Here is a 13,704-nt window from a genome sequence, read left to right on the forward strand (position 1 = left end):
TTGCATTTTGCATTGACAAAAGTCATGTATCGACCCAGCTGAGATCGGGTAAACCGACGAGGCGCAATCATGATTCTCGACACCGCAGGCCAGCCGCTTCGCATCATCGATCTTCCTGCCCGACTGGGTGCCCGTCTGGCGACGATGCCGGTGATCCACCGGCTGGTGGCTGAAAACCTGCTGCGTGCCGGGGGCGACGATGGCGCGGCGGCGTTCGCGGCGTGGATCGACGGTGGGCAGGCGGATGTCGAACTACCGTTCTACCCCGGCCGCATCATGATGCACGACACGACCTGCGTCCCTGCGCTCGTCGACCTCGCTGCGGCGCGCGATGTGCTTGCGGCCGAGGGCGGCGATCCGGCGCGGATCGATCCAGTGGTGCCGGTCGATGTCTCCACCGACCATTCGCTCGCGGTCGACCATTTCGCCGATCCCGATGCGGCGCGGCTCAACATGGCACGCGAGCGCGAGCGTAACGCCGAGCGGCTGCGGTTGATGAAATGGGCGAGCGGGGCGTTCGAAAAGCTGACCGTCCATCCCCCCGGCACCGGCATTATGCACACGCTGAACCTCGAACGGCTGGCGAGCATCGTGCGTGTCGAATCGCGCGACGGTGCCGATTGGGCGGTCCCCGACACGCTGATCGGAACCGACAGCCACACCCCGATGGTGAATGGCATCGGCGTGCTCGGTTGGGGCGTGGGCGGGCTGGAGGCCGAGGCGGCGATGCTCGGGCTGCCTGTGATTCTGCGCGTCCCTGAAGTCGTCGGCGTGCGGCTGGTCGGCGAACTGCCGGCCGATGTGTTCGGCACTGATCTTGCGCTGCTTGTCACGCAAAGGCTGCGCGCGCATGGGGTTGCCGGCCGCTTCGTAGAATTTTTCGGCCCCGGTATCGCGACGCTGTCGGCCGACACGCGCGCGGCGGTCGCCAATATGGCGCCTGAATATGGCGCGACGACCGGCTTTTTTCCGGTCGATGCGCGAACGATCGCCTATCTGCGCGAAACCGGTCGCCCGGCGGACGCGGTGCAATTGGTCGAGGACTATTGCCGCCGACAAGGCCTGTGGTTCGAGCCCGAAGCCGCGCCGGATTACTCCGAGGTGCTGACAATCGATCTTGCCGACGTCGTGCGCGGTGCCGCCGGGCCCTCGCGTCCGCAGGACTTGCGCGCCGCCGGTGACACTCTTGCCCATATTGCCGCGGGTATCGCTGCGGGCGACGTCCCCGCGGGCGCAGTCGCGATCGCCGCGATCACCAGCTGCACCAACACCAGCGACCCGCGGATGCTTGTCGCAGCAGGGTTGCTCGCGCGCAATGCCGTTGCTGCGGGGCTAACGGTCCCCGATTGGGTGAAGACCTCGCTCGCGCCCGGGTCGCCGGCGGCCGAAGCGTTGCTGCGCCGTGCCGGGCTGATGGGACCACTCGAAGAACTTGGTTTCGGGATCGTCGGCGTCGGCTGCACGACCTGCATCGGCAATTCGGGGGCGTTGGTGCCGAGGATGTATGAGGCCATTGCCGGAGGCGTGGTGCCCGTCGCGGTGCTTTCGGGCAATCGCAACTTCCCGGGGCGCGTCCATCCCGAGGTGCGCGAAAGCTTCCTCCTGTCGCCGCCGATGGTCGTCGCCTTCGCTATCGCCGGCGATGCGGCGCGGGACATTTTGTGCGATCCGATCGGTCGTCGTAGCGACGGCACGCCCGTCATACTCGACCAGATATGGCCCGATGCCGGGGAGATCGACCGCCTGCTCGCCGATGCGCGCGCGCCGGGCGATGTCCAGCTTCGCTATGATGCCGCCGAAGCGAACCCGACGTGGGCGGCGCTCGAGGCGCCGGACAGCGCCCTCTTCCCTTGGGATTCGGGATCGACCTATCTGCGTCCGCCGCCCTTCGTTCGGGCCGATGCGCGGCCCACGCTGGATGGAGCCTTGGCGCATCCGCTGCTTGTGCTCGGCGACGACATCACAACCGATCATATTTCGCCGGCGGGTGCAATTCCTGCGGGCACGCCGGCTGCACGCTATCTGATCGAGCGCGGCGAGACGCCGGGCGACCTCAATGTCTTCGCCGCGCGCCGCGGCAATTGGGAGGCGATGGTGCGCGGACTGTTCACCAACCCCTCGGTCGACAATCTGCTGCGCCCGGGGATCGCGCCGGGCCGCACAGTGCACGCGCCAAGCGGGACGGAGATGACCCTGTGGGATGCGGCCGAACTTTACGCCGCCGAAGGCACACCGCTCGTGATCGTCGCGGGCGACCGCTACGGCACCGGATCGTCGCGCGACTGGGCGGCGAAAGGGCCGCAGTTGCTCGGCGTGCGGGCGGTGATCGCATCGAGCTTCGAGCGCATCCATCGCAGCAATCTGATCAACATGGCGGTGCTGCCGCTGACCGTCGCGCGCGAAGACGCGCTGGCGCTGCGCGAATTATCGCCCGACGCGCTGATCTGCTTTCCCGGCGCAGTGCCGCTAGAGCCCGGCGCGCCGGTCGCCTTGCGTATCGAGGATCGCGGCGCGGTTCGGGATTATGCCGCGCGCCTCGCCGCCGATACGCAGGCCGAGTGTGACATATTGGCGCGCGGCGGAATGCTTCCCGCGCTTTTGCGACGCCTGCTTCCACAAATGGAGAAAGTCGGATGAAGAGGCTCTGCCTGTCGGTACTCGCCATGCTGCTCGCCGTACCCGTTGCTGCACAGCCGCCCGTCGAGGCCGAAATCGCCGAAAAGAGCGCGCGCGAGGATGTCTTTCCGCAAGCCGATGTCGCCTTTCCTAGCGATGTCGTCGCCTGGCCGCAGGTGGAGATTTCGAACCTCGACGGCTTCCGTCCCGTCCGCATGGATATTTACGCCCCCCGCGACCGCAGCAAGCCGCGCCCTGCGGTGCTGTGGATCCACGGCGGCGGCTGGAGCCGCGGCGATGCGAGGACATCGGGCGCCTATGCCAACTGGCCGGCGGTGCTCGCATCGCTCGCGGCGCGGGGCTTTGTCGTCGCCTCGCTCGATTATCGCCTCAGCGGCGAGGCGAAGTTTCCGGCGCAGATACAGGATGTGAAGGCGGCGATCCGGCATCTTCGCACACAGAACGGCGCGCTCGGTATTGACCCGTCCCGCGTCTATCTATGGGGCGGTTCGGCGGGCGGACATCTCGCCTCGCTTGCGGCGGTAACCTGCGGCGCCGCCGAATATGAGCCGCAGCCGTCGACTGGCCGACTTTCGCGAAGCCAGATCAATGCGCTCAAGGGCACCAAGGCGCCGCCGGCCGACGATTGCGTGCAGGGCGCAGCGCTCTGGTACGGCGTTTTCGATCTCGAGCATGTTCCCAGTGTTAATGTCACGGGCTTGCTTGGCTGCGATCCAGCGGTATGCCGCGACGTCGCGCGCGCGGCGAGCCCGCTGTACCGCATCGGCAAGAAGGTGCCGCCGATGCTGCTGATCCACGGGACGAAGGACGAGACGGTCGACGTATCGCAATCGAAAGCGATGACGACCGCACTGCAAGGCGCCGGGGCCAAGGCCGAATTACTGCTCATCCCCGACGTCGATCACGGCCTGACGGGAAGTACGTCCCAAGCTACGCGCGACGCGAGTCTGCTAGCGCTCAGGCGTACCTTCGCCTTTTTTGAATCATTAGCCGCGGGGCGCTGAGAAGCCTTCTTCCATCCGCGCGAGGCGCATCAGCAGCAGCGCCGACAGCTTGGCGCGTTCGACGAGCGAATCCACGATCATGAACTCGCGGTCCGAATGGATCGCGCCGCCGCGCACGCCGAGGGTGTCGACGACAGCAAGTCCGTGCGCGGCGAGATTGTTGCCGTCGCACGCACCGCCCGTCGCCTGCCATGCTATGTCGAGGTCGAGCGCGGCACCGCAGTCGCGAACGAGGTCGAACAATCGTTGCTGATGCGCGTCCATCGGCTTGGGCGGGCGCTGGATGCCGCCGTGCAACTTGATTTCGACATCGTGGCGCGCCGCGATTTCGTCGACCAGCCGGTTCAGCGTACCCAGCAGCCAGGGCTGATCCGCCGGGTCGGCGAGGCGGACGTTGAAGCGCAGCACCGCGCGATCGGGCACGATATTCTCGGGCCCGCCGCCGTCGATCCGCGCCGGATTGGCGGTAAGATCGGGGCGTGCGCCCGTCAGCGCGGCGATCCGTCCCGCAAGCGCCGCCGCAGCGACGATCGCATTGCGCCCGTCCTGCGGATTGCGCCCCGCATGCGCCGCGCGGCCGGTGATCGCGGCGGCGAAGTTGGCGCAGCCCTTGCGCGCGCCTGCCAGCACGCCTTCGGGGGTGGCAGAAGGCTCGTACGCTAGGCCAACGGTGCAGCGCTGCGCGACTTCGGCGAGGAGGGGTTCGGAGCCGACCGACGAGACTTCCTCGTCGGCGTTGACGATCACTTCGATTCCGAGACGATCGGCCAGAGAGATTTGCGACAGCGCTTCGATCGCGGTCAGCATCACGATGATGCCGCCCTTCATGTCGGCGACGCCGGGGCCACGCACGGTCCGTTCGTCGATCCAGTCGGGAGCCTGGAACGGATGCTCGACCCCGAACACTGTGTCCATATGTCCGACCAGCAGCACGCGGTTTGCGGCGCTCGCGGCATCGCGGCGGAAATGGAGGTTGCGACCGTGCTGCACCGGCTGGAGATCGCCGCGCGCATCGGGATAGGCAAAGGGCGCAGGGTCGCGAAGCTCAACCGTCCCGCCAAGCCGGTCCATCTCGCCGCCGATGAGGTCAGCCATATGACCGAGCCCCGCGAGGTTGAAACTCCCCGAATTGATCGCCGACCAGGCGAGCGTGCGTTCGAGCAGCACCGGACCGAGCGCATCGATCCAGGCGAGGGCGTCCGCTTCGTCGCGGCTGATGTCGGCTATGGACATGATTTTGTCCTAGGTTCGGCCGCTTTCACCTCGCTGTCGCGACAGCGACAGGACAGAATGTCAGCCCTAGAGGAAGGCGAAAGGAGCCATGATGAGCAACGCTTTGGATCGCGCGGTGGGCACCACCGCATTCGGCGCCGATGTCGCGGGTTATGCGGCGGGGCGGCTCGATTATCCGGGCGAAGTTTTCGCCATCCTTGTTGAACGTGGCGGCATGGCGCCGGGCGTGAGCGTCCTCGAAATCGGACCCGGAACAGGGCAGGCGACGCGTGAGTTATTGGGGGCTCGCGCGGCGCGTGTCGTGGCCGTCGAGCCCGATCCTGAACTGTCCGCGCATCTTCGCGAATGGGGCGAGGCACGGCTCGAAGTGGCGAACATGGCCTTTGGACCTGCCGTGCCCGGTGACGGAAGTTTCGACCTGATCGTCGCCGCGACCGCCTTCCATTGGCTCGAAGCCGGACCCGCGCTCGCCGACGTGCGGCGGCTGCTGAAACCCGGCGGCCATTTTGCGATGTGGTGGAACGTCTTTAGCGAGCCCGGCGAAGACCCGTTGTTCGACGCGCTGTTCGACGGGCTGGCGCGCCCGCCGTCGATGCTGTCGGACCAGCATTATTCGCTCGACGCCGCCGCGCGCACCGCCGATCTTGCCGCAGCCGGGCTGACCGCGATCGAGCATGTCATGCTGGAACGGCGCATCGCGATGACACCTGCGTCATTGCGCGCGCTCTTCGCGACCTTCTCGGCCGTCCGGCAGTTGCCGACGGAACAGCGCGAGGCGCGGCTGGACGCGGTGGAGGCGCAGGCGCTGCGCGAACGCGGCGACCAGTTCGAACGGATGTTCCAGACGCCGCTGTACATCGCGCGTTCGCCCGGCTGAGCCGCTCAGCCAATCGTCCGCAAGAACAGATCGAGCGCGATGTTGCGGCCGCACAATACGACCGCGACCTTGCGCCCGCGGTATTTTTCGGCCTGCTGGACAAGCCCCGCGAAGGCGACGCCCGCAGCGCCTTCGATCATCCAGCGTTCGGTTTCGGCAATGCGCTTCATCGCCGCCGCGATCTCCGCCTCGTCGACGACGATCCGCGTGTCGATCGCCTTCTGGCACGCGGGGAAGGTGATCGAGCCGGGCTCGATCGCGCCGAGCGTACCGTCGGACAGGGTCGGGAATTCCTGCGTCGGGACGATCTCGCCCGCCTCCAGCGCGCGCAGCATGCACGGCGACGCCTCGGGCCACACCCCGACGACCTCGATACCGGGGCGCAGCGTATGGAGTGCGGTCCCCGCGCCGCCCATCAGCCCGCCCGCGCCGACCGCGATAAACACCGCGTCGAGATCGGGGTCCTGTTCGGCGATCTCGATGCCGATCGTGCCTTGGCCCGCCATCACCGCCGGGTCGTTATAGGGCGAGATATAGGTGCGGCCCTGTTCCTCGCCCGCGCGCCGCGCCGCCAGCTCGGCGTCGCCCGCCGGGCCGTCGATCACCACGACTTCGGCGCCACGCGCCTTTATGCCGTCGACCTTCATCTGAAGCGCGTCATTGCCGACATAGACGGTCACCGGAACCCCGGCGAGCGCACCCGCGCGTGCGACCGCCATGCCGTGATTGCCGGTCGAAGCGGTCAGCACGCCGCGGCGCCGCGCTTCGTCGTCCAGCGTGCGGACCTTGTTGGTCGCGCCACGAATCTTGAACGACCCGGTCGGCTGCTGGAAATCGAGCTTGAGCGAGACGTCGCAGCCGAGCAGTTTCGACAGGACGGGGCTCGGCTCGAGCGGCGTGACCGAAACCTGTGGTCGGATCGCCGCGTGCGCCTCTAGGATCTGGTCGAAAAGGGGGGCCATGCTGCGCTCCATCGTTCAATTGCGTAATGGAACGAGCCTGCCCAATTCTTGGGCCCCAAGCCATCCCCCTTGGGAGGGGTCAATTGGCGCGGCGGCTCCGCGCGAACAATTCGGCGAGCGAGCCTACCTGCAGCTTGCGGAAAATCTGCTTGCGATGATCCTTGACCGTGTGGCGGCTGATGCCGAGCCGCAGCGCGATCGCTTCGCTCGAACAGCCCGCGACCATCAATTCATAAACGTCGCATTCGCGCGCCGACAGATGCTCATGCGCCGGGGCAGGGCGCGAAAAGCGGCCGTGTCGTTCGAAAGCAGCGGTTACCGGCGCCGAAAGCTCACCTAGGGCGCGCAGATCGCTGGAAGGCAGCGACGTGCGCGCACGTTCGCGATAAAAGCTGAGTTCGACGACGCCGCCCCACGCCGCGACATAGAGCCCGATCTCTTCGCACCGTTCGGGCCAGCCGAGCGTACGGAAACCCATTTCCTCGTCGCTGGTCCATACAAGATAGGTGTCGGTCCGGGTGCCGCCGTCGATCGCAAAATCGCTCGCGCGCACTGCGCCAAGCATCGGGACGGGGTGCACCATCGGACTCATGCCATGCGTGTGATGGACATAATTGGCGAGGCCCTCGCCAAAACCCGCAGGAGCGAAACCGTCGAACAACAGTTCGGCACGGGTATCGGCGCGGTGGAGCACGGCGGCCGCAAGGTCGAAGCCGATCGCCGTGCGCACGCTCTCGGCGGTGACGGCAATGAAGCCCTCTTCGCCGATCACGCCGATCATGTCGGTCAGTGCGGATTGCATCGTCACGGCCTCATCCCTCCACGGGGGGATGGACTATCGTGCGAAAGCTGACACGAACTTGTCGCGTAGCAGCAGGAAGGATGCCATGCGGATCGTCGAATTGCCCGAGATACTGGACGCGCTGGACGAGGCGGCGGCGCTTGCCGCGGTCGAGGACGGGTTTCGCCGCCTTCATCGCGGTGGCGTACAACTCGCCGAGGTCGCGCATCTCAATTTCGAGCATCCCCCCGGCGATTGCCACGTCAAAGGCGGTTATATCGCCGGCGACGACGTCTTCGTCTTCAAATTTGCAACAAGCTTCTATCGCAATCCCGAACAGGGTCTGTCGTCGAGCAACGGCTGCATGATCGTCGTGAGCGCGAAGACCGGCGAACAGCTTGCGATGCTTAAAGATCAGGGCATACTCACCGACACGCGCACCGCGATGGCGGGCGCAATCGCCGCGCGCGCGATCGTGCGCCCGGGGTCAAAGATACTGGGTGTCGTGGGCACGGGCATTCAGGCCAAGATGCAGGGCGAAATGATCGCGCGTCTGCTCGGTCTCGATGAAATACTTGTCTGTGGACGTAGTCCTGACAAGGCCTTGGCGCTCGCTAACGACCTGGGCGGTGAGGCGGTCGATCTGGCCGAACTGTGCGCCCGCGCCGATCTGATCGTCACCACGACGCCGTCAACGTCGCCCGTGCTGACGGCCGATATCGTGCGGCCGGGGACGAGGATCGTTGCGGTCGGCGCCGACACGCCGGGCAAACAGGAACTCGAAACCGCGCTGACCGCGAAGGCGCGACTGATCGTCGATTCCGCAGTGCAATGCGCCCATCATGGCGAGGCCGGCTGGCCGATCCGCGCGGGGCAGATTGCGCCCGAAACGCTCGTCGAACTCGGCGCGCTGCTCGAAAATCCGGTCGCATTTCCCGACGACGAGATCGTCGTCGCCGACCTCACGGGCGTCGCAGTGCAGGACATCGCGATCGCCAAGACGGTGTGGGAACGGCTCGCGAACTAAGGCGCGCAAACAAAAGGGGCGGCCGATCCGGACTCGATCGGCCGCCCCTTTTGTTTGCGCGCCCTGCGCCTTGTCAGCCGCGCAACGCCGCCGAGATGGCGACCAGCCCCGCTTCCATCTCCTCGCGCGTCGGCCAGCCATAGCCAAGGCGGAAATAGGTATCGGGCAGGTCGAACCAGTGGCCGGGCGCCACATAGGTGCCATGGTCATTGAGCAACCGCTCGTAGAAGGCCGCGACGCCGCCTGCGGGTTCGCTGCGCATCCGTACGAAGCCGACAACTCCGCCTGACGGCTCGTTCCATTCGAGCATATCCTCGCCCGCCATCCATTCGATCGCGCGCGCGCGGCGCTGCCCCATCTCGGCGAGTGTTTCGGCGAGGACCTTGTCCTTCTGCGACAGAAGCTGCTCGGCGATCCACTCGTCGACGACGCTGCCGCAGATCGCGATCTGCTCCTTCGCCGCGAGGAAAATCTCGTGCAGTTCGGGGTTCTGGACGATCAGCCAGCCCATGCGCGTGCCGGGAATGCCATAGGCCTTCGACAGCGACGACACGCTGATCACATGCCTGCCGAGCGTCGCGGCGAGCGGGGTCAGCGTGCCGAAGCACAGCTCGCGATAGGTTTCGTCGACCACCAGATAGGCGCCGGCTTCGGCGGCGATCTGCGCGAGGCGGCGGAGTTCCGCCTCGTCGGACAATATGCCGCTCGGGTTGTGCGGGTGGGTGATGCTGATGACCTTGGTCTTCGGCGTCACCGCGGCGGCAATCTGGTCGACGTCGGTACGAAAGCCGGTGTCGAAGGTCAGGTCGATATAGCTGATCTCGCACCCGATCGCGCGCGGGGTTTCGAGGTTGAGCCCGTAGTTCGGCCGCACGACGACGATATGGTCACCGGGCGAAAGCAGTGCCGTCGCGATGATGAACAGCGCCCCGGCGGCCCCCGTGGTGACGAGCACATCGTCGGCGGTCAGCCCCGCACCATCGCGCGCGATCAGCGCTCGCAGCGACGTGCTGCCACGATGCTCGGTATAGAGCAGGGTGAGGTCGGGCACGGTCAGTCCGAGATCGGACAACTTGCGGTCCGAAATCGAACTTTCGGCCAGATTGTTGCGGATATTTCCGTACCCGAACTCTTCGGGGGACTCGACCTCGATCGGAAGTCTTGCGTAACGCATGGCGGCTCACCTCGATAAATATGGAGCCCGGATCATGCTGGAACGGGCGGCATCGTGCCACCCCTCCTTCGGGGGATGCCTATTTGCGTCCGCGCATTCAGGCCGTGGCCTCGCGGCCGCGCATCTTGGTCGGCGCCATGCCGAAGCGGCGGGCAAAGGCGCGCGTAAAGCTCGCGTTGCTCATATAGCCGCAATTATAGCCGATGCTCGATATCGGAAGATCGCTCTGCGCCAGGAGCTGGCGCGCACGCTGCAGCCGCCGCTCGCTCACCGCCTCGGCGACGCTGCACTGGTAAAGCTCGCGAAAGCCCCGTGTCAGTTTGGCTTTGCTGAGGCCGCAGCGCCGCGCGACGCTGCCCACGGTGAGCTTTTCCTGCCACTTTTCGTTGACCAGTTGGTGCGCCGCGGCGACGCGCGTGATGTCGAGTTCGCTGAGCGAGGTGCTGCCGCCCACCTCGACCATGCGGTCGGCGGCGAGTTCGGCGAAAAGCTGGCAGAGCAATTCCTGGCTGCGCGCGCTGCGAAGCATGTCGTCGACTTCGCTGTTGCCCTCGACGGCGACCACCGCGCGGCCGAGCCCGCGAAGATTGGCGGGGAGATACCAGCGTCCATCCGCCTTGGGGCGGAGGCCGAACAAGCGGTCGCACGCCGCCCGACTGATAGCGAATACAACGAGATGATCGTCGGCGAGGCCGGCAATATCGCCGGGGAGGAGCATCGACACAGCAGGCTCGCCAATATCACCAAAGCCGAAGATGAGCGCGTCGGGCGGCAAAACCTCGGGGTCGCAGGGGCCGCGACCGACGAAGCTCGTAAACTCCGGAGAAATGCGAATGGATAGCTTGTTGGTCATCCTGTCATCCCAGCGAATCGGCGCATCAGTGGCGGCGTGCAGCGCTGTATGCAACCAAATCGACAACACCCAATGCGCAAAATTCTTTGCCGATCGTCTTGATCCATGATGCTGTCTGGCTTGATCGATGCGATAAATACGCAAATATATGCTAGATGAGAAAATCGAGTGAAAGGACGCAAATGCCGGCAACGCGCCAACCCATTCCAACCGGAAGCGATCGGCGGACCGCCGTCGACGGCAATCCCGGGATATTCCTGAGGGAGCTGCGGATTGAAAAGGGATGGACGCTTGCCGAGGTGAGCGAGCGCACCCGTATTCCGGTTTCAACTTTGTCAAAGATTGAAACCGGCAAGATGTCGCTCAATTATGAAAAGCTTCTGCGGCTGAGCCAGGGGCTCGACATTGACATCACGCAGCTGTTCGCGGCGGCGACGTCGGTCCCGGCCGCCACGCATACCGCCACCGGCCGGCGCAGCATCACGCCCGCCGGTGAGGGGCCGTCGATCAAGACGGCGACCTATAATTACACCTATCCGTCGGCGGATTTGCTCAACAAGACGCTCAATCCGATGATCATCGACATCAAGGTGCGCTCGATCGACGATTTCGGCGATCTGATGCGCCACTCGGGGGAGGAATATGTCCTCGTGCTCGAAGGCGAATGCGATTTTCACACCGACATGTACGCGCCATCGCGCCTGAAAACGGGCGATTCGGCCTATTTCGACGCGTCGATGGGGCATGGCTATGTTGCGGTGGGCGATGGACCATGCCGTATCCTGTCGGTCTGCTCGGCAACCGATGCCGACCTGAAGTCGGCGCTTCATCCGGTCGAAACCGAATAATCCTATAACCCTGACCCTGCGCTCCCGCTAATCGGCTCTCGCCGCCGATTCGGAAAATTCCGCCGTTCTGAAATTTGCCCGCGGCATCGCACCGCGGCTGCCCCGCCGCGTCCGCCATTGACAAATTTTCGTTCTGGATGCCTATGTCCGGAATTGAAAATATTTCAAAAACTGAAATTTCATCGACAAGGCCGGCAAATGGCTACGTCGAAAGGGGAGGGCGAATGCGGTTTATATGGTCTTGCGCAATGCTGGCTGCGGCGATGCTGGTCGGGGTCATGGCGCCATCGGTGACGCTGTCCGCCGCGCAAACGGCGCCCAAGCCGCTGGACGCGCGCGGCCCAAGCCCGTTGTCCGCCCCGGCGATGATCAAAAGCGACGTCGATGCGTGGCTCGATGGCTATATGCCCTATGCCCTCAAGCGCGGCGACGCGGCGGGTGCGGTGGTGGTGGTGGTCAAGGACGGCAAGGTGCTGACCCAGCGCGGTTTCGGTTACGCCGATGTCGGGAAGCGGCGGCCCGTCGATCCCGAAGCCACGCTTTTCCGGCAGGCCTCGGTGTCGAAGTTGATTACCTGGACGGCAGTGATGCGACTCGTCGAGCAGGGCAAGATCGATCTCGACAAGGACATCAATAGCTACCTCGATTTCAGGATTCCGCCTTTCGCCGGCAAGCCGGTGACGATGCGCAACCTGATGACGCACACCGGCGGCTTCGACGAGGTGCAGCGCGGGCTCAACAGCTATGATCCGAAAAAGATCCCGTCGCTCGGCGAGGCGCTGAAGCGCCAGGTTCCGTACCGGATCTACGCGCCGGGCACGACGCCGGCCTATTCGAACTACGGCACCTCGCTGGCGGGCTATATCGTCGAGCGCGTGTCGGGGCTCCCCTATGATGATTATGTCGAGCGCCACATCTTTGCGCCCGCAGGCATGACGCGATCGACCTTTCGCCAGCCGCTTCCCGCACGGCTGAAGCCCTCGATGGCGAGCGGCTATATGCTGGGCTCGGGCAAGCCGGGGCCGTTCGAACTCAGCAGCCTCGCGCCGTCGGGCGCGATGACCGCGTCGGGCGCCGACATGGCGCGCTTCATGATCGCGCATCTCGAGAAGGGCGGCCCGCTCCTGAAACCCGCGACCGCGGCGCAGATGCACGACACGATCCTTCGGCTGGTTCCGCCGCTCAACGGGATGGCGCTGGGATTTTACGAGCAGAATATCAACGGCCGCAAAGCGCTGTCGCACGCCGGCGACAGCCTCAATTTCCACAGCCAGCTCTGGATCTTCCCCGAGGAGAAGGTCGGCATCTATATGTCGATGAACGCCGCGGGGATGCAGAATGTGTCGGGGCCGATCCGCGCCTATCTGTTCGAAGCCTTCGCCGATCGCTACTTCCCGTTCGATGAGCGCGACGGCCGCGTTGATGCCGCAACCGCGCGCGAGCATGCGCGCATGATGGTCGGCACCTACAACAAGACCCGGCGGCTCGAAACGAGCTTCCTGAAAGCGATGGAACTGGCCGGGCAGACGAAAGTCTCCCTCGATGGTGACGGCGGCATACGGGTGAACGCCGCGCCGGGCATCGGCGGCCAGCCGCGCAAATGGGTCGAAATAGCCCCGTTTTTGTGGCGCGAAGCCGATGGTAAGATGCGTCTCGCCGCGAAGGTCGAAAATGGCCGCGTCGTGCGTTTCAGCGTCGATTCGGCGTCACCCTATATCGCGTTCGATCGCGTGCCCTGGTATCTGTCGACCGCCTGGCTCACGCCGGCGATGCTCGTCAGCCTCGGCGCGCTGCTGCTCACCGCGATCGCCTGGCCCGTAGGGGCGATTGTCCGTCGCCGGTACGGCGTGAAAGCAGACCTCGCGCCCGCCGCGCTCAGAAGTTACCGATTGACGCGCGGCTTTGCGGCCCTCGCCGTCGCGGTGATGGTCGCGTGGATCCTGTTCGTGTCGACGCTGGTCAGCGATTTCTCGTCGCTCAGCGGCGAACTCGACTGGGCGCTGGTGACGCTGCAGATCGCGACGCCGATCATATTCCTAGGCCTGCTCGCCAGCACGTTCTGGAACATCCGACACGTCTGGACGGGCAAGCGCGGGAGGTTCGCCAAATTCTGGAGCATCGTCTTGCTCGCCAGCGCCGTGGTCCTCCTGTGGATCGGCGCGGGCTTCCACCTGATCGGCTTCGGGACCCGCTTCTGACGGGGCAGGGCGGGGCGCTCGGCATAGCCGCCCCGCCTGCCGGCAAAAGAAAACTTCTCCAATCATATTGCTTTTATCAAAATTTGAAAATAATGTCCCAAACAGGTCAA

At 65.2% G+C, this 13,704-nt stretch carries 11 protein-coding genes; 6 read left to right on the forward strand and 5 right to left on the reverse strand.

Annotated elements, in window-relative coordinates; translation table 11 throughout:
- Positions 1–69 precede the first annotated feature (69 nt).
- The gene (acnA, locus tag GGC65_RS22255; protein ID WP_192649150.1) at positions 70–2,637 is read left to right on the forward strand and encodes an aconitate hydratase AcnA; all 2,568 of its coding nucleotides are present in this window, start codon (positions 70–72) and stop codon (positions 2,635–2,637) included.
- Complete coding sequence (locus GGC65_RS22260) at positions 2,634–3,641, forward strand: alpha/beta hydrolase (protein WP_192649151.1); 1,008 nt, start codon at positions 2,634–2,636, stop codon at positions 3,639–3,641. Before acnA ends, GGC65_RS22260 begins: the two co-directional genes overlap by 4 nt.
- Here the strand turns inward: GGC65_RS22260 and GGC65_RS22265 are convergent.
- On the reverse strand, positions 3,624–4,874 hold the full coding sequence (locus GGC65_RS22265) for a hydrolase (protein ID WP_192649152.1): 1,251 nt from the start codon (positions 4,872–4,874) through the stop codon (positions 3,624–3,626). The genes GGC65_RS22260 and GGC65_RS22265 overlap by 18 nt on opposite strands.
- A gap of 91 nt (positions 4,875–4,965) precedes the next feature.
- On the opposite strand from GGC65_RS22265, the gene GGC65_RS22270 reads away from it, so the two are divergent.
- Positions 4,966–5,751 carry a class I SAM-dependent methyltransferase gene (locus GGC65_RS22270; RefSeq protein ID WP_192649153.1) on the forward strand — a complete coding sequence of 262 codons (786 nt, stop codon included), beginning with the start codon at positions 4,966–4,968 and terminating at the stop codon, positions 5,749–5,751.
- A 5-nt stretch (positions 5,752–5,756) separates the two neighbouring features.
- On the opposite strand, the gene GGC65_RS22275 is transcribed toward GGC65_RS22270, so the two are convergent.
- Both GGC65_RS22275 and GGC65_RS22280 read right to left on the reverse strand, forming a co-directional pair.
- Positions 5,757–6,713, reverse strand: a complete 957-nt coding sequence (locus GGC65_RS22275; RefSeq protein ID WP_192649154.1) for a threonine/serine dehydratase — start codon at positions 6,711–6,713, stop codon at positions 5,757–5,759.
- A gap of 79 nt (positions 6,714–6,792) precedes the next feature.
- A complete protein-coding gene (locus tag GGC65_RS22280) occupies positions 6,793–7,515 on the reverse strand; it encodes a helix-turn-helix domain-containing protein (RefSeq protein WP_225941291.1) in 723 nt (240 codons plus the stop codon).
- Between the two features lie 85 nt (positions 7,516–7,600).
- On the opposite strand from GGC65_RS22280, the gene GGC65_RS22285 reads away from it, so the two are divergent.
- A complete protein-coding gene (locus tag GGC65_RS22285; RefSeq protein ID WP_192649156.1) occupies positions 7,601–8,521 on the forward strand; it encodes an ornithine cyclodeaminase family protein in 921 nt (306 codons plus the stop codon).
- A gap of 73 nt (positions 8,522–8,594) precedes the next feature.
- Here GGC65_RS22285 and GGC65_RS22290 read toward each other — a convergent pair whose 3' ends face one another.
- Positions 8,595–9,695 carry a pyridoxal phosphate-dependent aminotransferase gene (locus tag GGC65_RS22290; protein ID WP_192649157.1) on the reverse strand — a complete coding sequence of 367 codons (1,101 nt, stop codon included), beginning with the start codon at positions 9,693–9,695 and terminating at the stop codon, positions 8,595–8,597.
- Positions 9,696–9,792: 97 nt separating this feature from the next.
- Positions 9,793–10,548 (reverse strand): helix-turn-helix transcriptional regulator, encoded by a 756-nt coding sequence (locus GGC65_RS22295; RefSeq protein WP_192649158.1) that lies wholly within the window; start codon positions 10,546–10,548, stop codon positions 9,793–9,795.
- 182 nt (positions 10,549–10,730) lie between these two features.
- Here GGC65_RS22295 and GGC65_RS22300 point away from each other — a divergent pair, with 182 nt between their 5' ends.
- Both GGC65_RS22300 and GGC65_RS22305 read left to right on the forward strand, forming a co-directional pair.
- A complete protein-coding gene (locus GGC65_RS22300; RefSeq protein ID WP_192649159.1) occupies positions 10,731–11,396 on the forward strand; it encodes a helix-turn-helix domain-containing protein in 666 nt (221 codons plus the stop codon).
- A 248-nt stretch (positions 11,397–11,644) separates the two neighbouring features.
- Complete coding sequence (locus GGC65_RS22305; protein WP_225940962.1) at positions 11,645–13,594, forward strand: serine hydrolase domain-containing protein; 1,950 nt, start codon at positions 11,645–11,647, stop codon at positions 13,592–13,594.
- Positions 13,595–13,704: the final 110 nt, after the last annotated feature.

Origin of the sequence: Sphingopyxis sp. OAS728, assembly GCF_014873485.1 — a bacterium.
GTDB lineage: Bacteria > Pseudomonadota > Alphaproteobacteria > Sphingomonadales > Sphingomonadaceae > Sphingopyxis.

Coding starts and splice junctions, on each gene's coding strand:
- acnA (WP_192649150.1), top strand. CDS start 70: ATGATTCTCGACACCGCAGGCCAGCCGCTTCGCATCATCGATCTTCCT.
- GGC65_RS22275 (WP_192649154.1), bottom strand. CDS start 6,713: ATGGCCCCCCTTTTCGACCAGATCCTAGAGGCGCACGCGGCGATCCGA.
- GGC65_RS22300 (WP_192649159.1), top strand. CDS start 10,731: ATGCCGGCAACGCGCCAACCCATTCCAACCGGAAGCGATCGGCGGACC.
- GGC65_RS22260 (WP_192649151.1), top strand. CDS start 2,634: ATGAAGAGGCTCTGCCTGTCGGTACTCGCCATGCTGCTCGCCGTACCC.
- GGC65_RS22290 (WP_192649157.1), bottom strand. CDS start 9,695: ATGCGTTACGCAAGACTTCCGATCGAGGTCGAGTCCCCCGAAGAGTTC.
- GGC65_RS22295 (WP_192649158.1), bottom strand. CDS start 10,548: ATGACCAACAAGCTATCCATTCGCATTTCTCCGGAGTTTACGAGCTTC.
- GGC65_RS22270 (WP_192649153.1), top strand. CDS start 4,966: ATGAGCAACGCTTTGGATCGCGCGGTGGGCACCACCGCATTCGGCGCC.
- GGC65_RS22305 (WP_225940962.1), top strand. CDS start 11,645: ATGCTGGCTGCGGCGATGCTGGTCGGGGTCATGGCGCCATCGGTGACG.
- GGC65_RS22280 (WP_225941291.1), bottom strand. CDS start 7,515: ATGCAATCCGCACTGACCGACATGATCGGCGTGATCGGCGAAGAGGGC.
- GGC65_RS22285 (WP_192649156.1), top strand. CDS start 7,601: ATGCGGATCGTCGAATTGCCCGAGATACTGGACGCGCTGGACGAGGCG.
- GGC65_RS22265 (WP_192649152.1), bottom strand. CDS start 4,874: ATGTCCATAGCCGACATCAGCCGCGACGAAGCGGACGCCCTCGCCTGG.